This window comes from Streptomyces sp. NPDC026377 (assembly GCF_055567715.1).
In genome coordinates, this window is the sequence record NZ_JBVHPV010000014.1 from 26036 (window position 1) to 49757 (window position 23722).

Annotated in this window: 20 protein-coding genes; 16 read left to right on the forward strand and 4 right to left on the reverse strand. The window is 71.7% G+C overall.

Going from position 1 to position 23722, the window contains the following annotated elements; translation table 11 throughout:
• Positions 1-6 precede the first annotated feature (6 nt).
• The 10 genes from ACZ4MU_RS25850 to ACZ4MU_RS25895 all read left to right on the forward strand — a co-directional run bounded on the left by ACZ4MU_RS25850 (position 7) and on the right by ACZ4MU_RS25895 (position 12111).
• A complete protein-coding gene (locus ACZ4MU_RS25850) occupies positions 7-471 on the forward strand; it encodes a cupin domain-containing protein (protein WP_467881036.1) in 465 nt (154 codons plus the stop codon).
• A gap of 140 nt (positions 472-611) precedes the next feature.
• The gene (locus ACZ4MU_RS25855; RefSeq protein ID WP_467881039.1) at positions 612-1394 is read left to right on the forward strand and encodes a GntR family transcriptional regulator; all 783 of its coding nucleotides are present in this window, start codon (positions 612-614) and stop codon (positions 1392-1394) included.
• An 18-nt stretch (positions 1395-1412) separates the two neighbouring features.
• Positions 1413-2741, forward strand: a complete 1329-nt coding sequence (locus ACZ4MU_RS25860) for a hypothetical protein (RefSeq protein WP_467881042.1) — start codon at positions 1413-1415, stop codon at positions 2739-2741.
• 234 nt (positions 2742-2975) lie between these two features.
• Positions 2976-4067: a phosphatidylinositol-specific phospholipase C domain-containing protein gene (locus tag ACZ4MU_RS25865; RefSeq protein ID WP_467881044.1), complete on the forward strand. Its 1092-nt coding sequence runs from the start codon at positions 2976-2978 to the stop codon at positions 4065-4067.
• An 87-nt stretch (positions 4068-4154) separates the two neighbouring features.
• A complete protein-coding gene (locus ACZ4MU_RS25870; protein WP_467881047.1) occupies positions 4155-5000 on the forward strand; it encodes a serine hydrolase domain-containing protein in 846 nt (281 codons plus the stop codon).
• A 106-nt stretch (positions 5001-5106) separates the two neighbouring features.
• Complete coding sequence (locus tag ACZ4MU_RS25875; RefSeq protein ID WP_467881050.1) at positions 5107-5595, forward strand: hypothetical protein; 489 nt, start codon at positions 5107-5109, stop codon at positions 5593-5595.
• Positions 5596-5831: 236 nt separating this feature from the next.
• Positions 5832-6536, forward strand: coding sequence for an SDR family oxidoreductase (locus ACZ4MU_RS25880; RefSeq protein WP_467881052.1), 705 nt, complete (start codon positions 5832-5834; stop codon positions 6534-6536).
• Positions 6523-7962: an MFS transporter gene (locus tag ACZ4MU_RS25885; RefSeq protein ID WP_467881055.1), complete on the forward strand. Its 1440-nt coding sequence runs from the start codon at positions 6523-6525 to the stop codon at positions 7960-7962. The genes ACZ4MU_RS25880 and ACZ4MU_RS25885 overlap by 14 nt, the downstream gene beginning before the upstream one ends.
• 351 nt (positions 7963-8313) lie before the next feature.
• The gene (locus ACZ4MU_RS25890) at positions 8314-10803 is read left to right on the forward strand and encodes a discoidin domain-containing protein (RefSeq protein WP_467881058.1); all 2490 of its coding nucleotides are present in this window, start codon (positions 8314-8316) and stop codon (positions 10801-10803) included.
• Positions 10804-10971: 168 nt separating this feature from the next.
• Complete coding sequence (locus tag ACZ4MU_RS25895; RefSeq protein WP_467881396.1) at positions 10972-12111, forward strand: hypothetical protein; 1140 nt, start codon at positions 10972-10974, stop codon at positions 12109-12111.
• Between the two features lie 59 nt (positions 12112-12170).
• Here the strand turns inward: ACZ4MU_RS25895 and ACZ4MU_RS25900 are convergent, their stop codons facing one another.
• On the reverse strand, positions 12171-13241 hold the full coding sequence (locus tag ACZ4MU_RS25900) for a DUF6397 family protein (protein ID WP_467881061.1): 1071 nt from the start codon (positions 13239-13241) through the stop codon (positions 12171-12173).
• 121 nt (positions 13242-13362) lie between these two features.
• Positions 13363-13773 carry a roadblock/LC7 domain-containing protein gene (locus ACZ4MU_RS25905; protein WP_467881064.1) on the reverse strand — a complete coding sequence of 137 codons (411 nt, stop codon included), beginning with the start codon at positions 13771-13773 and terminating at the stop codon, positions 13363-13365.
• 358 nt (positions 13774-14131) lie between these two features.
• Here ACZ4MU_RS25905 and ACZ4MU_RS25910 point away from each other — a divergent pair, with 358 nt between their 5' ends.
• The 4 genes from ACZ4MU_RS25910 (at position 14132) to ACZ4MU_RS25925 (ending at position 17351) form a co-directional block, all read left to right on the forward strand.
• The gene (locus ACZ4MU_RS25910) at positions 14132-14731 is read left to right on the forward strand and encodes a class I SAM-dependent methyltransferase (RefSeq protein WP_467881068.1); all 600 of its coding nucleotides are present in this window, start codon (positions 14132-14134) and stop codon (positions 14729-14731) included.
• Positions 14732-15115: 384 nt separating this feature from the next.
• A complete protein-coding gene (locus ACZ4MU_RS25915) occupies positions 15116-15376 on the forward strand; it encodes a hypothetical protein (RefSeq protein ID WP_467881072.1) in 261 nt (86 codons plus the stop codon).
• A gap of 195 nt (positions 15377-15571) precedes the next feature.
• Entirely contained in the window at positions 15572-16633 is a 1062-nt protein-coding gene (locus ACZ4MU_RS25920) for a hypothetical protein (RefSeq protein WP_467881075.1), read from the forward strand.
• A gap of 190 nt (positions 16634-16823) precedes the next feature.
• Positions 16824-17351 (forward strand): SAM-dependent methyltransferase, encoded by a 528-nt coding sequence (locus ACZ4MU_RS25925; RefSeq protein WP_467881077.1) that lies wholly within the window; start codon positions 16824-16826, stop codon positions 17349-17351.
• 299 nt (positions 17352-17650) lie between these two features.
• Here ACZ4MU_RS25925 and ACZ4MU_RS25930 read toward each other — a convergent pair whose 3' ends face one another.
• Together ACZ4MU_RS25930 and ACZ4MU_RS25935 are read right to left on the reverse strand one after the other, a co-directional pair.
• Positions 17651-17830 carry a hypothetical protein gene (locus ACZ4MU_RS25930; protein WP_467881080.1) on the reverse strand — a complete coding sequence of 60 codons (180 nt, stop codon included), beginning with the start codon at positions 17828-17830 and terminating at the stop codon, positions 17651-17653.
• Between the two features lie 145 nt (positions 17831-17975).
• Entirely contained in the window at positions 17976-19100 is a 1125-nt protein-coding gene (locus tag ACZ4MU_RS25935) for a fatty acid desaturase family protein (RefSeq protein WP_467881083.1), read from the reverse strand.
• A gap of 239 nt (positions 19101-19339) precedes the next feature.
• Here ACZ4MU_RS25935 and ACZ4MU_RS25940 point away from each other — a divergent pair, with 239 nt between their 5' ends.
• Complete coding sequence (locus ACZ4MU_RS25940) at positions 19340-22429, forward strand: DEAD/DEAH box helicase (RefSeq protein WP_467881086.1); 3090 nt, start codon at positions 19340-19342, stop codon at positions 22427-22429.
• Positions 22426-23721: an SWIM zinc finger family protein gene (locus ACZ4MU_RS25945; RefSeq protein ID WP_467881089.1), complete on the forward strand. Its 1296-nt coding sequence runs from the start codon at positions 22426-22428 to the stop codon at positions 23719-23721. The genes ACZ4MU_RS25940 and ACZ4MU_RS25945 overlap by 4 nt, the downstream gene beginning before the upstream one ends.
• Position 23722 lies beyond the last annotated feature (1 nt).

Here is a 23722-nt window from a genome sequence, read left to right on the forward strand (position 1 = left end):
CATGCCATGCGGGACTGGGTTGCCGAGCTCGGGCTCGAACCCCACGCGGAGGGCGGGTACTTCCGCCGGATCTACACCAGCGGGCACACCCTGTCGCTCCCCCGGGGCCCCAGACCCGCCGCCACCTCCATCCACTACCTGCTCACCCGGGACCAGCCGCTCGGCCGTCTGCACCGCAACCGGAGCGACATACTGCACTTCCTCCTCGACGGCGGACCGCTCGAATACGCCACGCTCACCCCGGACGGCAGCCTCGACCGTGTCCGGCTCGGCCCCGACGACTCGCGGTTCCTGCTCGTCCCCGGCGGCCACTGGAAGGCGTCCCGGCTGGTCGACGGCGCCGAACACGGCCTGGTCGCCGAGGTGGTCACGCCCGGCTTCGACTACGCGGACCACGAGTTCGCGACCGAGGCGGACCTGCGCGGCTTTCCGGACGCGACCGACGCGCTCCGGCCATTCCTGCCTTTCTGACCCGCGCGCCGCCCCTCACGTATGTGGCAATCTCGCCAATGTCCGCCTGCGGTTCACCCTGGCGGTCTAGACCAATGATACAAAGGCAGTCGCTCCACAGAACCATTCAGGCACCCGCAGTAATCGATCTAGGGAGACACATGCCCGGCACACATGGTCATTCCCTGCCCCCCGTCCCCCGGTATCTGGAGATCGCCCACGACCTCTTGTCCACGATCGAGTCCGGCACTTCGACGCCCGGACACCGGCTGCCCGCCGAGCGGATCCTCGCCGAGCACTACGGCAGCAACCGCCAGACGATCCGCCAGGCCCTGGACGTCCTGCGCCAGGAAGGGCTCATCAGCACCGAGAAGCGTGGCTCCTTCGTCCGTGGCGACCGCCCCGGCGAGGCGCACGCACGACTCCTCCAGGCGCCCCCGGAGGCGCAGTTCCCGCTGGGCGCGCTAAGCCCCCGGGCGGGCATCGCCGCCGCGACCCGGCTGGTCTGGGAGGCCCCGCCCGCCCCGTACGCGGCGAAGCTCGGCCTGCGCCCCGGCGTACGCACCCTCGTCCACTACTACACGGCCTCGGCCGGTGAGAGGGAGATCCAGCACGCGGTCAGCTACCTCTCCCCCAGCCTGATCGCCCAGGTCCCGCTCCTCGCGCGCTACGAGCGGACGCTGTCCCACCACACCCACAGCGATCTGCGCCGCCTCTACGCCTGGGCGGCGGACGCGGGGCTCAGCCTGGAGCACAACGAACAGCTCACCATGGCCCCCGGCGACGACCGCTCCGACGGCGTCCCTCAGCTGGAGATCCACCGCGAGGTGCGCGACCAGCACCACCGCACCGTGGAGATCACCCTGCTGACCTTCCCCCATGCCGAACAGGGCCCGATATATCACTTCACGTCCCCGGCCCGGGATGTGCGCCCGCCGCTCTGACACCTACTCTTCCTGGTCATGACCAGATCATGGAAGACCGGGCTCACCGCCCTGGCCGCCGGCTTCGCCGCCGTCGCCGCATCCCTGGCGACGGCCGGTCCCGCACACGCGGCCACCCCGTTCGGCTCGATCGACAGCGCCGTCGTCAGCCAGTTCGCCCTCGACCCCGTGGCGGACTTCGGCGGGCAGCCCCAGAACACCTTCGACGTCTACGACGAGGCGATCAAGGCGGTGGAGGCCAGGGGTGCGGTCGCCCGCACCAACGCCACGAGCGTGCTCACCTCGGGCGGCCGCACCGGCACCAACGGCCTGTGCCACAGCACGGGCCTGGCGTCGAGCCTCAGCCCCACGGGCTTCTGCTGGGACAAGGCGGACGACACGTCCAACTCCTACACCGACGCGGGCGGCTGGACGCCGCAGGGCCTGACCGGCTCCTACGACGCCCAGCCGGGCGGTCTGTGGGACGGCCACAAGGCGTTCCTCGCCTCCTGGCACTTCAGCCGGGGCCTGGGCGGGGCGAACCCGGTGCCGAACGAGTTCGCCCGCGTCAGCCTGGTCAACGCCGACAACAACAAGATCACGTACAACCATCTGCTGCTCGTCGAGCCCACCGGCACCCAGGCGGGCGGCGACGGCAACTTCCGGGCCGTCCAGGGCACCCACGCCGACGGTGTGGTCTGGTACGGCAACAAGGTCTTCGTCGCCAACGGCCGCTGGCTCCAGGTGTACGACCTCCAGCACATCTGGAAGGTCAACTCCAGCCAGGAGTCGGTGGGTATCGCCGGCACGGCCTCCTCGGCGCGCTGGAGCACCTACGCGCTGCCCATGGTCGGCCGCTACCGCACCACCGTCGACGACAACACCGCCTGTGTGGTGGTCACCGGCACCAGCCCCTGTCTGAACTCGCTGAGCCTGGACCGCACCGGCCAGGACGGCCTGGTCTCCGCCGAGTACAAGTCCGGCGGAGCGGGCGGCCGGGTCGTGCGCTGGCCGCTGAACCACCTCACCGCGCTTCCCTCCACCACCGACCCCTCCGGCCACGGCGTCAGCCACGCCACCGTCGGCTACTCGTCGCCGGTCTGGGCGATGCAGGGCGCCACGACGAACGGTCAGTACTGGTACATGAGCGGCACCTGCCCCACCGGCACCGGCGGTGGCTCCGGTGACGCCGTCGACTACTCGTGCATCCACCGGGCGCTCCCCGACGACGCCCCGCACGTGTACACCACCTCCCCGGTCCTGACCCAGAACCTCGGTTACTCGCCGGACACGGGGCGGATCTGGGGAATCAACGAACGCATCAACTCCACCACCGGCATACGGGTCGTCTTCTCCATCACCGGCTGACTCCCTTCGGAATTACCGGCCGATCCCTTCGGAAGGCCACACCTCCAACCGCCCCGAGCGCGCCGCAGTCGCCGCGCCCGGGGCGGTCGGCGACCGCTCGGCGACGGCCCAGGGACGGCTCAGCGACGGTTCGACGACAACGGGAATGCAGCGCGTGTTGCTTGTCATGACTCCGTCGATTCACACTCTGCTGTCACCGTCCGACGAACAGCCGTCCCCCCACCGGAGGTCCCCGTGTCAGAACCGCTGCCCGGACGCCGCATCACCCGCCTGCGCACCACCCTGGCCGCCGCCGTCGCCGTCGGCCTCGGCCTGGCGCTCGTCGGCGCGGGCGGTGGCGCCGACGCCTCCGCCGCCGGTAACGACAGCCTGCCACTGTCCGGCGCCACCTCCTCGGGCCTGCACAACGCCTATGACCCGGCGTCCTTCCGGTATCTGGCACAGGCACTCGACACCGGCACCTCCATGATCGAACTGGATGTGTGGGACGACTTCATCACCAAGGAGTGGAAGGTCAGCCACTCCAACCCGCTGGGCAACAGCAACAACTGCGTCAACGCGAGCACGCCCGCACAGCTCTACTCCGGCAGCGCCAACAAGAACCTGGAGAGCTGTCTGGACAACGTGCGGATCTGGCTCGCGGCCCACCCCGGACACGGGCCGCTCGTGATCAAACTGGAGATGAAGGCCGGGTTCCAGTCCCGCTTCGGCCTCGGCCCGGCCCAGTTGAACCAGGCGATCAGCGCCCACCTCGGATCGGCGGTCTTCCGCCCGGCCGACCTGCTGGCCAAGCCGGACGGCGGCCAGTACGCCACCCTCGACGAGGCGGCCACGGCCGGTAACTGGCCCACCCGCGCGCAACTCGCCGGAAAGGTTTTCCTGGAGATCATCCCCGGCACGGTCGAGGAGGGCAATCCGACCGACACACTGTGGACGGACAAGGAGTACGCGACGTATCTGCGCGATCTGCACGCCGCCGGACGCACCGCGCAGGCGCAGATCTTCCCCACCGTTCACGGCGCCCAGTCCGGCGACCCACGCACCCGTTACGCGGACACCTCGCTGCGCCCGTGGTTCGTCCTCTTCGACGGTGACGCCGCCGCCTACCTCAACGGCACCATCGACACCGCCTGGTACGACGTCCGTCACTATCTGCTCGTGATGACCGACTCCCACGGCGTCGCCCCGGCGCTGGACGCCAAGAACCCGCCCGCGGCCGATGCCCGGGCCCGTATAGCGCTGCTTGCCAGGTCCCACGCCACCATCGCCTCCAACGACTGGACCGCCCTGCCCCAGGTCCAGGGCCTGACACTGCCCCGCGGCTGACCCGGGGCGCAGTACGCGGGGCCGCCCCAGCCCAGTCACGGCGGCCCCGCCGCACGCCGGAACACCCTCGTCGGTGATCATGGAACGATGCGCCCCGTACCCCTGTGCGTCCTCAGCAGCTCCGCCCCGCCGCGGGTGGAGCACGGCCACGACCCCGAACTGTTCGTCCAGATCGGCTCGTTGACGAAGCCGCTCACCGGCACGCTTCTGGTCCGTCTGGCCGCCGCGGGCTTGCTCGGGCTCGACGATCCCCTCGAACGCTTCCTGCCCGCCCCGGCGGGAACCCGCATCACCCTGCGGCACCTGGCCACCCACACCTCCGGCCTGCCCCGGCTGCCCCCGGGCCTCGACCGCCGCGATCCGTACGCCCCGTTCGACGCCGAGACCCTCGACGCCCTGGTCCGACGCCTGGACACCCTGGCGACTGCGCCCCCGGGCGAACGCGAGGAGTACTCCAACTTCGGGTATGCCGTACTGGGTTCTGCCCTCGCCGCCGCGGGCGGCGCCCCGTACGAGCACCTGCTGCGCCAGTACGTACTGAGCCCGCTCGACATCACCGACGTCACCTCCACCCCGCCGCCGGAGCGACGCCTGGTCGCTCGGGGACTCTTCGGCCGTCCCGTCCGACCGTGGACCATGACCGGCGCGATCCTCCCTGCCGGTGGCCTGTGGGCCACCCCGGTCGCGGCCTCCGGACTGCTTACCTCGCTGCTCGTCGACCACCGGCTGGGTGAGCCCGCCCCCTCCTGGCAACGGGCCGGCCTGCTGGTGTGGCACAACGGCGCCACCAAGGACGCCTCCGTCTTCGCGGGCGCGCTGCCGAACGGCGCCTGGGTCCTCGTCCACCGACTGGGCGGGGACGCCGACACCACCGACAAGATCGGCATCGAGCACCTCAAGGGCGCCAGCGGGGCCAGGGGGGCCGCATCCTGAGGGGGGACAGCCGCGCTCGCTTGCCCGCGTCCCGGGGGCCTGACAGCCTGGCCGCCCGCCGGTGCGGCGACACACGCCGTCCCCGACAGCTGGAGAAGGGATCACGATGGCGCCTCCCCAGGAGCGCGGTGAACAAGCCCCGGCGGCCGCATTCGAGGCGGCCACCGGCGACGGGCCGGCGTCGGCGGACCCGCCCGCCCAACGGGAGGCCGCAGTGCGGGTCGCCTTCGAAGGGCTGCGACAGATCCGGCACCTGATGAACAGCGGGCACACCGACCCGCTCTCCGTACCGGCCGCCTGGGAGCGGAACCAGATGGTGCGCGCCATCTCCCTGACCCTGGAGGCCGCCGGCATTCCTCCGTCAGCCGTGGACGGGACCGGACGGCGGACCGCGACGGGCTACCGCGTCTGCCCTGCGGACCAGCCCGGGACCGTCCGGGTGGAGTGGCTGGGCCCGACCGGGAGCGGTGCCGCCCAGCAGGAGGCAGAGGCGCTGCGCCGATGCGCGGACGCGCTGCGGCCGTTGGGCTGGGAGGCGCTGGCATACCGGGGAGCGCGCCGCCACCGCTATCTGGAGGTGGAAGCGGCGATCTGACCGCCGCCTCCACACACCGCCCCCACCACTGCCACTGCCACCGCCACCGCATCGATTTGCCCCGAGTCTCCTGGTCGCACCCCCATCCCTTCGCGCTGGGCACCCCCGACACCTGATCCACGCCCCGCACCCCCATCCATTTGAATATCCAACTCACTCGGCTAGAGTGAGTCCAGATTTCCTACTCACTCGGCTTCGGGCCGACCGGCTTCCATGACCCCCGAAAGAAGACGCGCATGCGGAACACCACGGCACTCGTGACCGGCGCCAACCGAGGGCTGGGGCGCGCCTTCGCCCTCGCCCTGCTGCAACGGGGCGCGAAGACCGTCTACGCGGCGGCGCGCGATCCGCGCACGGTGACCGACCCGGGACTCACCCCGGTCGCGCTCGACATCACCGATCCCGCCCAGGTGGCCGCGGCCGCCGAACTCTGCTCCGACACCTCCCTTCTCCTCAACAACGCGGGCATTCTGCGCGGCAGTTCCCTGATCGGCGCGGACTCACTCGAAGGGGCGAGGGCGGAGCTGGAGACCAATCTCTTCGGCACCCTGGCGATGTGCCGCGCCTTCGCGCCCGTGCTCGCCCGGAACGGTGGCGGCGCCGTCGTCAACATGCTCTCCGTGCTGTCCTGGCACACCCTCCCGCAGATCGGCTCGTACGGAGTGTCCAAAGCGGCCGCCCTGTCGATGACCAACGCGATACGCGAAGAGCTGCGCCCGCAGGGCACCTTGACCGTCGCCGTCCACGCGGCCTTCATCGACACCGACATGGCGGCCGGGGTCGACCAGCCGAAAACGAGCCCCGTCGACGTCGCCCACCAGGTACTCGACGCGGTCGAGGCGGGCCACGAGGAAGTACTCGCCGACGAGATCACCCGTCAGGTCAAAGCCGCCCTCTCGGGGGCCTCGGACATCTCGGAGTCGTCCCGTGCCACGCGCTGACCTCCGCACCAAGGGCAGCCCCACGGCTGTCCTCGTGGCCGCCTGCCTCGGCCTGTTCACCGTCTTCCTCCAGACCACCCAGACCATCGCCACCCTCAGCGCCGTCCAGGACGACCTCCACATCGCCCCGGCCGATCTGGTCTGGGTGCCCAGCATGTACACGCTGGTCGTCGCCTCCTTCGTCCTCGGCGCCGGTGCCCTCTCGGACCGTTGGGGGCGCCGCAGGGTCTTCCTCGCGGGCGCCGTGGCGATGGGTTCGGGAGGACTGGTCCTCGTCCTCGCCTCCTCCCTCCCGGCGGTCCTGACCGGCCAGGCTCTCGCGGGCCTCGGTGGCGCGCTCATCACACCGAGCTCGCTCGCGCTGGTCAGCCACGCCTTCCCCGACCCGCGCCGCCGTGCGGGGGCCATCTCCGCCTGGGCCGCCACCTCCGGACTCGGCCTGGCCATCGGCCCGGTCACCGCCGGACTCGCCCTGCGGTGGTGGACCTGGCACGCCGCGTTCTGGCTGAACGTGGCACTCGGCGTCCTGGCCGTCCTCGTGGCGCTGGTCCGGGTGGAGGAGTCACGCGTTGCGGGCGGCCGCCCCGACTGGTCCGGTCAGATACTCGGCACAGCCGGACTCGCCCTGTTCATCTACTGGTTGATCGACGGCGGTCACCACGGCTACGCCACCGCCCGCTCCCTCTCCTGCCTCACCGGAGCCCTCCTGCTCCTCGGCCTCTTCGTCGCCGTCGAGCTGCGCCGCGAGTCCCCCATGGTCGATCTTCGCCTGATGCGTGATCCGTCCTACAGCGCCTCCCTGCTGCTCGCGGCCACCGTCCTCTTCGGCTTCGTCGGCGTCTCCCTCCTTCAGGTCCTGTGGCTCCAACGGGTGCGTGGCCTGAGCGCGCTGGAGGTGGGCGTCCAGCTCCTGGCGGAGTTCGGCACCTTCATCGCCGCGTCGGTGGCGGCGGGTCTCCTCGTACGCAAGTGGGGCCCCCGACCGCTGATCATCGCGGGGCTCCTCCTGGCCGCGTCGGGCGCGGCACTGTTCGCCACCGTGGAGCCCGGTGACACCTTCCCCGCGTACGCCGCCGCGCTCGTCGTCTTCGGCCTGGGCTGCGGGCTGGCCAACGCGCCCTCCACCGCGCTCGGCGTCAGCCATGTCCCACGCGGTCGCGAGGGGGAGGCCAGCGGTACGGTCAACGCAGCCCGCCAGGTCGGCGCGGTCCTGGGGACCAGCATCCTCGGCACCCTGATGACCTCCCGCTTCACGGACCGCCTGGCCGCGGGCGTGAAGGACCCGGGCGCGGCCTTCACCGACGCGGTGCGGTACGCCGCGTGGACCGGGGCGACCGTACTCGTCGTCGCCACCCTCACCGGCGTCGCCCTGCTCGCCCTTGCGGGCCGCCGAGCGGGCGTGCCTGCCTACGAGGCGACCGGCTGACACCTTCCGGGGGCGGTCACGGGTTCCCTGATCCCCGGCGGGGGCCCCGCCGCCCCCCGCCTGTCGGAGCCGTCCGGTCGGCAGGGCCCCCTCCCGGGCCGCCGCCGACCGGTGGCCGCACGGACTCCGCTGCCCGAGAGCGCGGAGAAGCGGTGCGAAGAAACGTGCGGTGTACGTACACCTGGCACGTTCTTGGCCTGGACCACCAGGGGGGCAAGGGCGCGTCATCCGCGCTTTCCGGCCAGGGCCTGCGCGAGCGCGGCGCGATTCCGGCTTCCGACCTTGACAGGGCACCCACATGACCTAGCTTCAGCCGGAGCATTGCCGCCATATTTCCGCCGGGGGGCTCGTATGACATCCAGGTTCTCGCGTACATCGTTCCGTCTCACCCGCTTCAGACCGCGTGCCCTCGTCCTCATCGCGGCGGTCACGACGACCGCCGCGCTGCTGCCGCTGGTGCCGAGCGACGCCGCCGCCGGCCACCGCCCCGCACCCCCGGTGATCGATCCCAACGCGTCCCCTATCTCCCCCCACCATGGAGTGGTCCCCGCCGAGGCCATGCGGTCCACCGCACCGGCCCTGGACGAGTCCGGCTGGTCCGTCACGGCGAGCGGCACCTCCCTCACCGTCGACATGCACCGGACGGACGTCGTCTCCGCGCTCGTCTACCGACCGCGCAAGGCCGTCGACGGCAGCCGCCTGACCGAGTACGCCATCCGTCTCAGTACGGACGGACGGCGCTGGACCCCGCCCGTCGCCACCGGCACCCTGGCCGACGACTTCACCACCAAGACCCTCGACTTCGCCGCCCAGGGCGCCCGATACATACGGCTTTCGGCCACGACCACGGCCGGCGGTCACCACGGCTGGGCCGCCGGAACGGAACGCACTTCCCCCGGCTCCGCCCCCACCCCCCTGGCCGCCGGAGCCGACGTCGGCCTCCTCGGCGCCCCCGGCCTCCCGGCCCCCTCCACCGCCTTCCTGCCGGTCAACGGCTGGACGGCCACCGCGACCGACGAGGAGACGGCCAAGGAGAACGACCGCGCCTCGAACGTCCTGGACGGCGATCCGGCCACCTTCTGGCACAGCAAGTGGTCGCCGAAGAGCGCACGGTTCCCGCACGCCCTCGTCATCGACATGCACCGCACCACCACCGTCTCGGCGCTCACCTATCAGCCGCGTCGGACCAACGCGAACGGGCGCATCGGGACCTACGCGGTCTCCACCAGCCTCGACGGCGTCTCGTTCGGCGCACCGGTCGCGAGCGGCCACTGGAAGGACGACGCGACCACGAAGACCGCCCCCTTCACCCAGGCGGTCTCCGCCCGCTACGTACGCCTCGTCGCCCTCAGCGAGGCAGGACAGCGGGGGACCTGGAGCTCCGCGGCCGAGATCCGGCTCAGCGGTCCGAGCGACCCCTCCGTGGGAGGCTCCTGGGGTCCCGTCACCGGTTTCCCCCTGGTGCCGGTCGCCACGGCCGTCCTGCCCGGCAACAAGCTGCTCGCGTGGTCGGCGTACGCCGTCGACCGGTTCGGTGGCAGCAACGGCTACACCCAGACGGCCATCATGGACCTCACCACCGGCCGCGTGACCCAGCGCCGCGTCGACAACACCGGCCACGACATGTTCTGTCCCGGCATAGCCCTGCTGGCCGACGGACGGGTGCTGGTCACCGGCGGCAGCAACGCCGCCCGGGCGAGCATCTACGATCCCGCCAAGGACTCCTGGTCCTCGACGGCCGACATGAACATCACCCGCGGCTACCAGGCGATGACGCTGCTCTCCAACGGAGACGCGTTCGTCCTCGGCGGGTCGTGGAGCGGCGGGGACGGTCCCAAGAACGGCGAGGTGTGGTCGGCCGCCACCCGCACCTGGCGCAAACTGCCGGGCGTGCGGGTCGAGGGCGCGATGACCGCCGACCCCGCCGGCCCCTACCGGGCCGACAACCACATGTGGCTGCACGCCACCTCCCAGGGCCGTGTCCTCCAGCTCGGCCCCAGCAAGCAGATGAACTGGATCACCACCGCCGGCGATGGCACCATCACCCCCGCCGGCACCAGGGCCGACAGCCCGGACGCGATGAACGGCAACGCCGTCTCGTACGACATCGGCAAGCTGCTCACCCTGGGCGGCGCACCCGCCTACCAGAACACCCCCGCCACCCGCCGGGCCTACACCGTCGATCTCAACGGAGGCGGCCGTCCCGTCGCCACCCGCACCGGTGACATGGCCGCCGCCCGTGCGTTCAGCAACAGCGTGGTGCTGCCGGACGGAAAGGTCGCGGTCTTCGGCGGCCAGGAGACCCCGGTCCCGTTCAGCGACGCCACGGCGGTCATGACCCCCGAGATCTGGGATCCCGCGACCGGCCGTTTCACACCACTCGCCACCATGGCGGTGCCCCGCACCTACCACAGCACCGCGAATCTGCTGCCCGACGGCCGGATCTTCTCGGGCGGCGGCGGACTGTGCGGCGACTGCGCGACCAACCACCTCAACGGCGCGATCTTCACCCCGCCCTATCTGCTGAACCCGGACGGCACCGAACGGCCCCGGCCGGTGATCACCAGCACCCCGCCGGCCCATGCGGCACTCGGTTCGACCCTGTCCGTCTCCACCGGCTCGCCGGTCAGCGCCTTCGCCCTGGTCCGCTCCGGGGCCGCGACCCACTCCACCGACAACGACCAGCGCCGGGTGCCCCTGACCTTCCGACAGGTCGGCGAGGGCTCCTACCAACTCTCCATTCCGAGCGATCCCGGCATCGCGCTCCCCGGCACGTACCTGCTGTTCGCGCTCAACGCGGACGGCGTACCGAGCGTCGCCAAGGTGATCGGCGTGGGCTGACCCCTTCGTCACCCTTCGGGTGTGGGGGGAAGCACACCTGCGTCCCCCGATGAACGAGTCGTACCGGACTCCCGTCTTCCCTGCCGGGCTCCGCAGGCCCCTGCGAGCTGTCGACGTACCCGGCGGGGAAACAGGAGCTGAACGAACGTGCCGGCCATCAGTCAGCGGATGCACCTCGTGCTGCTCACCGCGTGGACCGTCCTGTGGTTCGCCGTGGTGGAGCCCAACGGCGGTTTCTCCTGGCATTACCTGCGCACCGGCGGGGAGCTGATCTACCAGGGACCGTCCGGCGACGGGACCGGCGGACTCAATCTGTACGCCCACCACCCCGAGCTCCAGATGGGGCCGGTCAGCTTTCTGATCGCCGGACTCTTCAATCCGTTCCCCGACTCGACCGGGCAGTTCCTCGCCGCGGCGCTGATGTCGGTCCTCGGGCTGGTGATCGTGGTGCTGGTCGGCCGCAGCGCCGCCTGGCACTTCCTGGGCACGGGCACCAACCACCAGCGCCTGCGCCGTCGCGCCCTCATCGCGGGGCTGGCCTTCATCCCCATGTGGATCGAGGTCTCGGTCCGGTTCGGCCATCTCGACGATGTGCTGGCACTGTTCTTCACCACCCTTGCCGTTCGCGCGGTCACCCGGGGCAACGCGGCCGGGACGGGCATCTGGCTCGCCCTGGCCATGGACTCCAAACCCACGGCGCTGGGCTTCGCCATGCTGCTCTTCGCCCTGCCCCGCCAGTCCTGGCCGCGCGCCGGACTGTGGTGCGCGGCTCTCGTCGCCCTGGCGTGGCTGCCGTTCTTCATCGGCAACGCAGACAGCTTCGCCGCCACCGGGTTCGCGATACCCAACCAACCGGCCTCGGCGCTGCGCTGGCTGGGGGTGGGTGACGCGGAGACCCCCGGCTGGGACCGGCCCGCCCAGGCCGCGCTGAGCCTGCTCCTGGGAGGCATCGCCGTCTGGCGTGGGCGCTGGACGGCGGTGGTGCTGCTGGGCGCCAACGCCCGCATCGTCCTCGATCCGAGCGTCTACACGTACTACACGGCGTCCGTTCTGCTGGGCACCCTGCTGTGGGATGTGATCGGCCAGCGCCGGCTGGTGCCGTGGTGGAGCTGGCTCGCGCTGATCGCCCTGTACGGAAGCGTCTTCGTCGTCCCGGACGACTCGGCACGGGGACTCATACGTCTCGCGTTCGTCGTGGTCTCCACGGCATACGTCCTGCTGTGGCCGCAGCGGGACCGTCGGCGCAAGCGCGGCCACGGGCGGCGAGGGCGGCCTTCGGCCACCGCTCAGCACACGGTGCAGACCTGAGCGGAGCGCCGCACCAGCCTCTTTGAGGAACCCTGATTTCACCATGGCGGCCGCCGGGTTCAGGGCGCGGTGGTCGTCGGACGGGCGGCCGGCCTGGGCCGCCGCAGACGCGCCAGGCCGCGCCTGAGCCTTCCGTGGCCGACCCTGGGCTCGCCGGGTTGCCCGTGCTCCCTGCGCTCCACCCGCTCCGCGCCCACATGCTGAAGCGCCCTCCTGTCGGGCCGACCTCGCATGAGCTCGCTCCGGCTGAGTGCGCTCGCCTCGGCCTCTACCGGTACGGGAGCCGAAGCGGCGACAGGGACGGGGACCGGCCGCGCGGCGCGGACCACATCGAATGCCGGGCGCGTGCCCTCAGGTCGCGGCGCCGGACGGAACGAGCGGGCGACACCGAGATGCTGGGCGAGATCCATGCGGTACCACAGGACCTCGTCCAGGTCCTGGGCCCGTTGCAGCTTCTCGATGATCTCCCGAGCGGCGGGCGAGTCCGGGCCGACCCGGATCGCTTCGGGCCGGAGATGGATCAGGTAGGCGCGCTCATGCGGGTCCGGAACCACCTCCGCCACGTGCGCGGGATCGAGTGCGGCGGCGATTCCCGCGGCCCGCTCCCAGGGGTCATCGGTCTGTCGCAGCAGCATGGCGGCGCGGCGGCCGCGCCAGTTGCGCGGCCGCCGATCCTCGCCGGCCCCCAGCCGGACCAGCGTCTCCTTCGGCAACTGCCGATCGTTGATCAGCTCGGGATGCCGAAGGGCCAGGTCGGTGACCTCCTCGGCCAGGTACAGCCAGACGACGGCCCTGTAGCGGTTGAGGTAGCACTTGACGGGCGTGAAGTGGCCGCCGCGGGCGAGCCGCGTGAAGCGGTGGGCGGGAACGCCGAGCAGTTGTGACGCCTCGGCCGTGCCCACCGCGCGTACCCGTTCGCGCAGGGCTTCCGGGAACCCCTCCGTCGAGCGGATCCGCTCGACCTCCTCCTGCGCGACCCGTGGGCGCCCGCCCACGGCTTCCCGGACGGTACGGACATGGCCCAGCTGGACAGCGAGCTCGCATTCGCCTCGCTTCAGCTGTAGTTGCTGGGCAGCCCGCCCCAGGGCGACTGTCCTCCCCGTCACTTCTGCCGTTGTCGTGGTGGTCATGAGGTCCTCCCCCGCGAGTTGTGAATACTCTCGGTGACGACCGTAACCCTCCGCGCAGACATCCCGCCGGGCCTGTGGATAACTTCCCCGAGCGGGACCTCACCCCCGGTAAGGCTGCTGGTCAGAGGCCGGATATCGGAGGGCCGGGGCGGCGCGCCGCCACACCGAGGTGCTCACCGACGCGGTTGACCAGCAGCGTCATCTCGTACGCGATCTGGCCGATATCGGCTTCCGCGGCACTCAGCACACACAGGCAACTCCCGTCGCCCGCCGCCGTGACGAAGAGGACCGCCTCGTCGAACTCGACCATCGTCTGCCGCACCCCGCCCGCCCGGAAATGACGGCCGGACCCCTTGGCCAGGCTGTGCAGGCCGGAGGAGACCGCGGCCAGGTGTTCCGCGTCCTCGCGCGGGAGTTCGGCGCTGGCACCGGTGACCAGACCGTCGTTGGACAGGACGATGGCGTGACGTACGTGCTCGACGCGCTTGGTCAGGTCGTCGAGCAGCCAGTCCAGTTCCTTGTTCAATGCCATTGCAGGCTCACCCCGTTCATGTGTTCCCCGTTTTTCCCCCAGGTCTGCGGCAAGCCTTACGCATGGTTCCCACGGGGGCAAGCAGAGGGTTCCCGACGGTAACGGCAAGGCCCGCCCGACGGAGCCGAAGGGGCGGGCGGGTTGGCTGGCCTCACGTACTCGACGAGGCGGGAGCGGGCTTCCTCTGCGGATTCGGAGAGCCCGTTGTCAGGGGTGTGCGCCTACAGCACAGCCGCCGTCGTCGTCGTGGGCTCATCGCGGGCATGCTCCTCGCAAACGTGCTCCTCGCGCGCATGGAGGGAGCATCGGGCGCGTGGAGGAAGCGTCGGGCGGACAGCCTGTGCGGGATCATGGACAGATGGCCAATGACCAGAAGCATGTTCAGGAATTCTTCGGCACCCGAGCTGCGGACTGGGACAGTCGCTTTCCGGACGACGGGCCCGCCTACGCGGCGGCGATCGCGGAGCTGGACCTGCCCGACGGGGCGGCCGTGCTCGACGCCGGGTGCGGGACGGGCCGCGCACTGCCGCCGCTTCGGGACGCGGTGGGCCCGGATGGCACGGTGCTCGGTCTCGACCTGACTCCGGAGATGCTGGAAGCGGCGGTACGGGCTGAGCGAGGACGCTCCGGTTGCCTGGTGCTCGGCGACGTGTCCAGGCTGCCGCTGCGGACCGGGGTACTGGACGCGGTGTTCGGTGCGGGTCTGATCTCGCATCTGCCGGATCCGGAGGCGAACCTGCGCGAGTTGGCGCGGGTGGTGCGCCCCGGGGGCAAGCTGGCGCTCTTCCACCCCATCGGCCGTGCGGCCCTCGCCGCACGCCAGGGGCGGCAGATCACCCCGGACGACCTGCGGGCGGAGCCGCAGTTGCGGCCGTTGCTCGCGGGGTCCGGTTGGCGGATGGTGTCGTACGTGGACGAGGACGCACGGTTCCTTGCGGTGGCGGTGCGGGAGGGGTAACCCCGGAGGGGGCGAGCAGGGGGCGGCCCCGGGTTGCGGTCACTCCCGACAGGACCGTCACCGGCCCGCCACCGCCGGGGCACTCGCCAAATCCCCTGCGGGGACGGGCGGCGCCACAGACGTCAACGGCGCGTAGAGGCGTCCGCGTAAGTCACTGCGACCGAACCGGCCGAACGGCGTGTCGGGGTCGCGCGGTTGGACGCGCCCGTGAGCCGTTCACGGCACGCGTCAGCGGTGCACGTCGGCGTTTCGGATCGGCTCTTCGCGTCAATCGACCCGTTCCGACCCCTATCTGTCACCAGCTCGGCAACTCTAGCTTGGGAAAGGCACTTTGGTTTCTACCGGGTGAGCGCACCTGCGAGGAAGGCGGTCCGGATGTTTCACATGTTCGGCAGATTCCGGAAGCCGATACGGCGCGAGCCCGCGCGGCAGCACAATCTCTTCGAGGCCGCTGCCATGTACGTCGCCGCCTGCGCCGACGACGACCAGGAGGTCTTGGAAGAGGCGGTCGGGTGGGTGTCACCGGAGGCGATGTCCTTCGGGGTGCGGGAGCTGGCGTGCCGGGCGGTCATCGCGCTGGCGCGGGAGCGGGACGAATCACCGCAGACCGTCGCGCGTTCACTGATGGGGTTACCGGTCGCCTGACTACGTATCGTCCGATCGGGCGGCGATATCAGACGTACGCGATCCGAGCCTGCTGCTTCGCCGTGCTCTCCGCCGCCCTCCGGCCCCATCACCACCTTCGGGTCCTGGCGCCACCTTGTGCTGCCTCAAACCCTCGACGATCGGGTTACCCACTGGTTAGGGTGCGCCGACGAGCGATCCGAAGGGGAGGGTTCCGTGACCGGGACGGACGAGGCCGCGGCTGTCACAGCCGCGGCCGATGCGGTCGATGACGACGCGCTGTATGTGCTCACGGCGGTGTTGCTCACGCCCGCGCAGTTCCCCAGTGTGCTCGGGGACGACTTCCCGGAGGCGTGCGCGGCCCTCGGCCTGGAGCCGTACCCGGGCGGCTACGGCCTGGTCCTCGGCCAGGACGGGAGCGGCGCCCGCTGGACCGTGATCGTCGACGACGTCTCCCTGGTCGCGGTGGCGATCGCGTCGTGGGACTGCGGGATGGAGTACGACCTGTCTCCGGACGAGCGTACGGTGGTGGCCGCGTTGCCGGGCTGGCCGCTGGAGCTGGCCGTCGCCGCGCCCGGAGTGGCGCCTCCGCACGATCCCGAGCCGGAGCCGGACGCCGACGGCGCCGTGCGTCCACCGCTCTCGCCGCCCGACACAAGCGTGTGGGGCTCGGCGCAACGACGCCTCGGCGCCGACCAGGTCGCCCTCCACTGGGCGATGTGGCGCGGACAGATAACCGACGACGGCGAAGGCCAGGACGAGGACGGAAGCAGCGGGGGGAGCGACGAATCCCTGGCGGCAGACGCATCCCTGGCGGCGAGGGAGGCAGCGGCGTCGGAGATCTCGGCCGAGTCGCGCGCCGCGGCGGGTGCCGCATCCATTGTGTCCGAAATGCCCGCAGCTGAGGCGACGGCGGGCGAACCGAAGGCCGTCGACGCGGTGGAGGAGCAGGCCAGTGCCACGGCCGACTTCCCCCGCGACCCTGACTCCGCCCTCGCCTCCGCCGGTCTCAGCGGGCGGGTGGAGCGAGTCCTCGACGAGGTGCGGCAATACCTCGACTCCCCTCCCCCGCTCGGGCGTGTCCGGTCGAGTTTCGCGCCGGGTGGCGCGCGTATGTTGCGGGCCGACGGTCCTGGCTGGTCGATCGTCGCGAAGACCGACGACATCGCTTTCGTGCTGCTGGACGACGAGCCGGGCGAGGTGGTGCCGGTGGGACGCGGACCCAGGTTGCCGGGGCTTCTCCAGGCCCTGGACGCGATGGCCGTACGGCCCTCTTGACCTCCTTTCCTGTTCCCGCTTGGGCCACCCGTCCGTGTCCGTCGTCGTGCGCGCACACTGATCACAGACGGCTGACCGGGGCGACGCAGGCTCCGGGGCTTGCCGGACTTCGGTCGACGGACGAGGCGATTCCAGGCGGCCGGACGACCGGGCGGGATCAGATATGGGATCAGATACGAGAGGAACGGACATGGCGGACGCGGGAACGGGCCGACCAGGCGACGAAGTGGTGTGCCGGGCCGTGGGGCGGGTGGTAGGCGGGCGGGCCGAGGTGGTCGACGATCACTGGGGTGGCGAGTCGGCGGTGATCCGGCTCGATGCCGAACAGTTCGGTCCCGAGGCCCTGTTCGGGCTGACGGACTTCTCCCATCTGGAGGTCGTGTTCCACTTCGACCGGGTGGCGCCCGAGAAGGTCGTGTCCGGTGCTCGCCGTCCGCGCGGGAACCCGGACTGGCCGCTGGTCGGGGTCTTCGCCCAACGGGGCAAGAACCGCCCCAACCGGCTCGGCGTATCGCGTTGCCGTGTGGTGAAGGTGGACGGGCTGGACGTGCACGTCACCGGCCTGGACGCGGTGGACGGCACTCCGGTGCTGGACATCAAGCCGTACCTGGCCGAGTTCGGCCCCCGGGGCGAGACCGTACAGCCGCAGTGGTCCAAGGAGCTGATGCGGGACTACTACGCGGGAGAGCCGGAGCCCGGGCGCGGCCTCGAGGAGTGAGGGTGAGGGGCTGAGCGAGCCGAAGGGGCCGATGGACGGGGCTGTGCGCCCGTTGCCTCGGCCTCGACGAACGCCCGAGGTCCCTCGGCCCGACCAGCCCAAGCCAACCCGTACCCGTCAGTCAGCCGGGCGGCACGTCCGCACCTTCGCACGTCCGCGTCCCAGCGCCGGGGTCGTCTCACGCTCGCCGCACCTCCGCGCGTCTGCACCTGCGCACGTCAAGAACGCCTCCGCGCCTTCGCACGTCAAGAACACAGCACAGGTCCCGGCCGCCGGGGCGACGCCACGGCCCCCGTCCGTCAGCGCAGCTCCTTGCGGCTGATGTGCCGCAACCTGCGCCGCTGACTGCGGTCCAGCATCAGATATCCCAGGACGGGCAGCCCTATCAGCACCAGCAGCGCCGGCAGGAAACCGATCAGCGGGATCAGGATGAGTCCCACCACCACTCCACCGGCGGCGATCATCGCGCGCTTCGACATGTCCGTCGCCTCCTTCGCGGCCGCAGCTGCCGCCGCTCTCTGTCCAGGGAACGCGCGAACGCGTCGTCCGGTTCCCGGCCCGGCACCGGCTTCCGTCCCCGGCGCCCCGGCCGCCTGCCTCCACTATGCGCCAGAAACGTCACGTCTATGCGGCAGCGCCTCGCCGCAGCGGTGCTCCGACGGCGTGCATGTGCCGTAGGGCCTGCCGGTAGGAGTCGAGCAGTGAGGTCTCGGCGTAGGCGATGCCGAGGCTACGGCAGTGGGCACGGACCAGAGGCTGTACGAGTCGGAGGTGGGGCCGGGGCAGGTTCGGGAAGAGATGGTGCTCGATCTGGTAGTTCAGTCCGCCGAGGAACCAGTCGGTGAGCGGTCCGCCGCGCACGTTGCGCGAGGTCAGGACCTGGCGGCGCAGATGGCCCCAGCCGTCGTCGTCGGCGTCGGGCATCTCCATGCCCTTGTGGTTGGGTGCGAAGGTCATCCCCAGGTGGAGCCCGAAGAGGGCGTGGTGCAGCAGGGCGAAGACCAGCGCCCGGCCCGGTGAGAGGACGCTCAGCAGGAGACCCGCGTAGCAGCCCAGGTGCACCAGAAGGAGCGTGCCCTCGACCGCGCGTTCCCGCCCCGCTTGCCTGCGCAGGTCCTGGAATCCGTACACCTTCAGGGCGATGCCTTCGAGCAGCAGCATCGGGAAGAACAGCCGGGCCTGGTTGCGGGTGAGCCAGCGTGCCAGACCCTCGCGGTGCTCGGCCTGCTTCTCGGTCCACACGAGCGCGCCGACGCCGACGTCCGGGTCCTTGTCGACGTGGTTGGGGTTGGCGTGGTGGCGGTTGTGCTTGTCGTTCCACCAGCCGTAACTCATACCCAGCAGCAGATTGCTGTGGAGCAGGCCGAGGATCCGTCCCGCGCGTCGGCCACGCGTGATCTGGGCGTGGCCGGCGTCGTGGCCGAAGAAGGCGGTCCGGGCCCAGAGGACCGCTAGCGGTACGGCGTACAGAAGGGTCCACCATGTGTCGCCGGTGACGGCCATCGCGCTCACGGTGGCGGCGAGGGCGATGAGGTTGACGGCGATACCCCTCGCGTACCAGCCGGTGCGCCGCTCAAGCAGCCCCTGCCCCTTCACCGCCTTCAGGAGCGGCGCGAATTCGCTCCCCCTGCTGCCGGTGGGGTCTCCCGTGGAGGCTCTTGCGGAAGGTCCGGTGAGGAGGGGGGCGTCGGTCGGGCACGGTGGTGCGAGCACGCGGGTGCTCTTGGCGTTCGCAAGGGCTTGGGGCATGGTCGTTCTCCGGTCGCTGGTCCACCGCAGTCACCTGCGCTGACCTCATAGAACGTAGGAATCCGGGGGCCCTTGCCGCCATGGCGCCACCACCCGGACCGTGCGGGGGGCTGTCCCGGGGCCGGGGTGGGGCTGACGCCACCCCGGACGGCAGCCCCATCCCGTACCATGTGCGGCAGTGATCCAGATCACATCAGGCATTCGCCCGTCTTCCCTCCTATCGGTGTACTCTCGGCGACTTGAGACCCGCAGTAGTCAAGTTTGAGGAATGCGTCATCGCCGAGCACAGGCTTCCCGCGCCCACACCCTCCGAGATCGACGAACTCGCCCGCTGCCACGTCACCTTCCTGCCCGCCGACCCCGCCCGGCTCGGCCGTGTCGCCTTCTGGCACCCCGACGGATCCGCCCCGTTCGCCCACTCCGGCCGCGTCGACGAAGTGGTGGAGGACCTGACGGTGATGGGAGTCGGCGTCGGACCCGACGCCGCTGCCGAACCGTACGCGGTACGTGCCGTCCTGCTGCCCGTACGCGACGCGCTGCCCGTCCTCACCCGCGCGCGGCCCCGTCCCGACGCCTCGCGGACCGCCGTCTTCTGGGGTACGGCCGCGCTGCGCGCCCTGCAACTCGTCGCACGTGGGCTGCTGTTGCCCGGACTCACCGCCACCGACCACGATGCGTGGCGGATCGGGCCGCTGGGCGCCGACGAGCTGGGACGCGTGCGTGAACTGGCGGCCTCGATGCCGCCCGAGGCGCACGCGGTGCCGCTCGGCGCCGATGGCGAATCCGACACCGGGGCCGACACCCGAGCCGATGCCGACGCGGGACCGTGGCTGCTGCCCGAACCCGAGGTGCTGGTGCGGCAGTTCCTCGACGCGGTCGCGGACGGGCTGCCGCGTACGCCCGCCGCCGCCCTGGTGACCGGCTCCCCCGCCTTCGCGGCCGACCCGCCCCGGCGGCTGCCCGAACAGCGCGTCTGGGCCTCGGAGGTGGCCGCCGGGCACGACGCGGGGGTACGCGTCTCGCTCCGCGTCGAGCTCCCCGGCCTGGAGTCGGCGGACCCCGGCACAGCGGGACCGGCCTTCCGGGCCGTGCTCCAGGTGCACAGCGTGAGCGACCCGGCCCTGGTGGCGGACGCGGCCGACGTGTGGGGCGAGTCCGGTCCCGCCGCCGGGGCCTTCGGTCCGCACGCGCGCATGGACGCGCTGCTGGCGCTGCGTCGCGCCACGCGCGCGTGGGCGCCGCTCGCTCCGCTGCTGGCGGCGGCCGTGCCGGACGCGATCGAGCTGGCCGACGAGGAGGTGGGCGAGCTGCTCGGCGGAGCCGCGCGGACGCTCGCCGCGATCGGCGTCCAGGTCCACTGGCCCAAGGGCCTGGCCCGGAAGTTCACCACGCGCGCGGTGATCGGCCCCGTACAGGACACGTCCGTACCGAACACGTCCTCCCAGGGCCCCTCCGCGCCAACCTCTTCCGCCGAGGACACCCATGACGCCTCCGTGGACGACGCCCGCCCGCACGACTCGCGTCAGGCGTCGCCGGACAGTGCGCGGTCCGGGGCACCCTCCATGCTCTCCGCCGACGCCCTGCTCGCCTTCGAGTGGTGGTTCGCGCTCGGCGACACCCAGCTCACGCGCGCGGAGCTGGACCAACTGGCCGAGGCCAGCCGTCCGGTGGTGCGGCTGCGGGACCAGTGGGTCCTGATCGATCCCGAGGAGGTGCGTCGCGCCCGCGCGGCACAGGACCGCAAGGTGACGCCCGTGGACGCGCTGGGTGCCGTCCTGACCGGCTCGACGGAGGTGGACGGGCGCCGGGTGGCGGTCGAGGCCTCGGGGTGGCTCGCGGGGCTGCGTGACCGCCTCGCGGACCCCGAGGGCGCCCGCGGCCGGCCCGTGGAGCAGCCGGCCGCGCTCGCCGCGCGGCTGCGCGACTACCAGGTGCGCGGCCTCAACTGGCTGGCCGACATGACCTCGCTGGGATTGGGAGGCTGTCTCGCCGACGACATGGGTCTCGGCAAGACGATCACCCTCATCGCCCTGCACCTGCACCGCCAGAGCGCCCCGGAGACCGCCGGGCCCACGCTGGTGGTCTGCCCGACGTCCCTGATGGGCAACTGGCAGCGCGAGATCGAGAAGTTCGCCCCCGGCACGCCCGTACGCCGCTTCCACGGCGCCGCGCGGCGCTTGGAGGACCTCGCGGACGGGGAGTTCGTCCTCACCACGTACGGGACGATGCGGCTGGACGCCGCGAGACTCGGCGAGGTGGCGTGGGGCATGGTCGTCGCGGACGAGGCCCAGCACATCAAGAACCCGTATTCGGCGACCGCGCGGCAGCTGCGCACCGTCGGCGCACGCGCGCGCGTGGCGCTCACCGGCACTCCGGTGGAGAACAACCTCTCCGAGCTGTGGGCGATCCTCGACTGGACGACACCCGGTCTGCTGGGCCGCCTCGGCACGTTCCGTACCCGGTACGCCCAGGCCGTGGAGGGCGGCAAGGACCCGGCGGCGGCCGAGCGGCTGTCCCGCCTCGTCCGTCCGTTCCTGCTGCGGCGCCGCAAGTCCGACCCGGGCATCGCGCCCGAGCTGCCGCCGAAGACGGAGACCGACCGGGCGGTCTCGCTCACCAAGGAGCAGACGGGGCTGTACGAGGCGGTGGTGCGCGAGACCCTCGCGGAGATCGCGGCCGCGGACGGTTTCGAGCGGCGCGGGCTGGTGGTGAAGCTGCTCACCTCGCTGAAGCAGATCTGCAACCACCCCGCCCAGTACCTCAAGGAGGAGCAGCCGCGCATCGAGGACCGCTCGGGGAAACTGGAGCTGCTCGACGAACTCCTGGACACCATCCTCTCCGAGGACGGTTCGGTGCTGGTCTTCACCCAGTACGTGCAGATGGCGCGGCTCATCGAGCGGCATCTGGCCGCGCGCGGGGTCGCCACGCAGTTCCTGCACGGCGGTACGCCCGTGGAACAGCGCGAGCGGATGGTGCGGCGCTTCCAGGACGGTGAAGTGCCGGTGTTCCTGCTGTCGTTGAAGGCGGCGGGCACCGGTCTGAACCTCACGCGCGCGGGCCATGTCGTCCACTACGACCGCTGGTGGAACCCGGCCGTCGAGGCGCAGGCCACCGACCGCGCCCACCGCATCGGCCAGACCCAGCCGGTGCAGGTCCACCGGCTGATCGCGGAGGGGACGATCGAGGACCGCATCGCCGAGATGCTGACGCGCAAGCGGGAGCTGGCGGACGCGGTGCTCGGCACGGGCGAGTCGGCCGAGGCCGCGCTGACGGAACTCTCCGACGCCGAACTGGCGGACCTGGTGGCACTGCGAGGGAGCGGGCGATGAGCGGATACGCGGACGGTTCGCAGGAGCGGATGTACGGGGAAGACGGCGCCCGGGGCGGTCGTGCGCCCGAGGAGCGGATCTTCGCGGCGCTGCCGCCCGCCCAGGGGCGCGGATTCGCGCGGACCTGGTGGGGTCTGGCCTGGCTGAAGGCCCTTGAGGACACGGCCCTCGACGGCGGACAGCTCAAGACGGGCCGCCGCTACGCGCGCGAGGGCGCGGTCGGGGCGGTGTCGGTGCGGCCGGGACGGATCACCGCGGTCGTGCGCGACCGGGACGGCACGTCCCACCGCGGTGACGTGCTGTGGCAACCGCTCTCCGAGGAGAGCTGGGACCGCTTCCTGGGGATGGCGGTGGAGCGGGCGGGGCACATCGCGGCGCTCCTCGACCGCGACATGCCGCCGCACCTGGTGGAGGACGCCGCGTCGGCGGGTGTGGAACTCCTGCCCGGCATAGGTGACCTGGAGCCCGAGTGCACCTGCGGGGCCTGGGACCACTGCCCGCACACGGCGGCGCTCTGCTACCAGATGGCGCGGCTCCTCGACCAGGATCCGTTCGTGCTGCTGCTGATGCGGGGCCGGGGCGAGCGGACGCTGCTCGCGGAGCTGGAGGAGCGCAGCGCGGCACCCCGACCGGCGGAGCCGGACGTTCCGGCCGGGGTGCCGGCCGCCGAGGTGTTCGCGGCGCGGGACGTCGTGCCGCCGCTGCCCGGGGCACCGGAGCTCCCGGCCGAGGCGGGAGCACCGCCGCGCCTCGACACGGAGACGGCTCCCGAGCCCGGTGTCGACCCCGCCGCGCTGGAGTTCCTCGCGACGGACGCGGCGCGCCGGGCACGGGAGATGCTGGCGGAGGCGCTGGCTCCGGGCCACGCGTCGCAGCCGACCACGGCTGGGCTGACGGCCGATCAGGACGCGGTACGGCTGGCGGCGGAGTGCGCGGACCGGCGGATCGCGGACCGTCTGGCGGCCGGTTCGGGGCGGCGCCCCGCCGAGCTGGAGCTGGCCGTACAGGCGTGGCGGCACGGAGGCGCCGCCTCCCTCTCGGTACTGGAGGAGGAGTGGACCCCGGGCCCGGAAGCGCTGGCCCGTGCCAAGGACGCGCTCGCGCGGGCCTGGCAGGACGAGGAGCGGCCGGTCCTGCGTGCCTCGGGGGCGAACCGCTGGACTGTGGTCGGGGGCGGCGCACAGCTCCGGCTCGGGCGGGACGGCCGCTGGTGGCCGTACCGCAAGGAGCGCGGGACCTGGGCGCCGGCGGGGCCCGCGGACATGGATCCGGGGGCGGTGCTGGAGCGGTAGG

Bases quoted from the DNA above. Each gene is read 5' to 3' on its own strand.
- ACZ4MU_RS25860 (WP_467881042.1), top strand. From the start codon at position 1,413: ATGACCAGATCATGGAAGACCGGGCTCACCGCCCTGGCCGCCGGCTTC.
- ACZ4MU_RS25895 (WP_467881396.1), top strand. From the start codon at position 10,972: ATGCACCTCGTGCTGCTCACCGCGTGGACCGTCCTGTGGTTCGCCGTG.
- ACZ4MU_RS25910 (WP_467881068.1), top strand. From the start codon at position 14,132: ATGGCCAATGACCAGAAGCATGTTCAGGAATTCTTCGGCACCCGAGCT.
- ACZ4MU_RS25915 (WP_467881072.1), top strand. From the start codon at position 15,116: ATGTTCGGCAGATTCCGGAAGCCGATACGGCGCGAGCCCGCGCGGCAG.
- ACZ4MU_RS25935 (WP_467881083.1), bottom strand. From the start codon at position 19,100: ATGCCCCAAGCCCTTGCGAACGCCAAGAGCACCCGCGTGCTCGCACCA.
- ACZ4MU_RS25905 (WP_467881064.1), bottom strand. From the start codon at position 13,773: ATGGCATTGAACAAGGAACTGGACTGGCTGCTCGACGACCTGACCAAG.
- ACZ4MU_RS25890 (WP_467881058.1), top strand. From the start codon at position 8,314: ATGACATCCAGGTTCTCGCGTACATCGTTCCGTCTCACCCGCTTCAGA.
- ACZ4MU_RS25875 (WP_467881050.1), top strand. From the start codon at position 5,107: ATGGCGCCTCCCCAGGAGCGCGGTGAACAAGCCCCGGCGGCCGCATTC.
- ACZ4MU_RS25900 (WP_467881061.1), bottom strand. From the start codon at position 13,241: ATGACCACCACGACAACGGCAGAAGTGACGGGGAGGACAGTCGCCCTG.
- ACZ4MU_RS25850 (WP_467881036.1), top strand. From the start codon at position 7: ATGCGGGACTGGGTTGCCGAGCTCGGGCTCGAACCCCACGCGGAGGGC.
- ACZ4MU_RS25945 (WP_467881089.1), top strand. From the start codon at position 22,426: ATGAGCGGATACGCGGACGGTTCGCAGGAGCGGATGTACGGGGAAGAC.
- ACZ4MU_RS25925 (WP_467881077.1), top strand. From the start codon at position 16,824: ATGGCGGACGCGGGAACGGGCCGACCAGGCGACGAAGTGGTGTGCCGG.
- ACZ4MU_RS25855 (WP_467881039.1), top strand. From the start codon at position 612: ATGCCCGGCACACATGGTCATTCCCTGCCCCCCGTCCCCCGGTATCTG.
- ACZ4MU_RS25880 (WP_467881052.1), top strand. From the start codon at position 5,832: ATGCGGAACACCACGGCACTCGTGACCGGCGCCAACCGAGGGCTGGGG.
- ACZ4MU_RS25930 (WP_467881080.1), bottom strand. From the start codon at position 17,830: ATGTCGAAGCGCGCGATGATCGCCGCCGGTGGAGTGGTGGTGGGACTC.
- ACZ4MU_RS25870 (WP_467881047.1), top strand. From the start codon at position 4,155: ATGCGCCCCGTACCCCTGTGCGTCCTCAGCAGCTCCGCCCCGCCGCGG.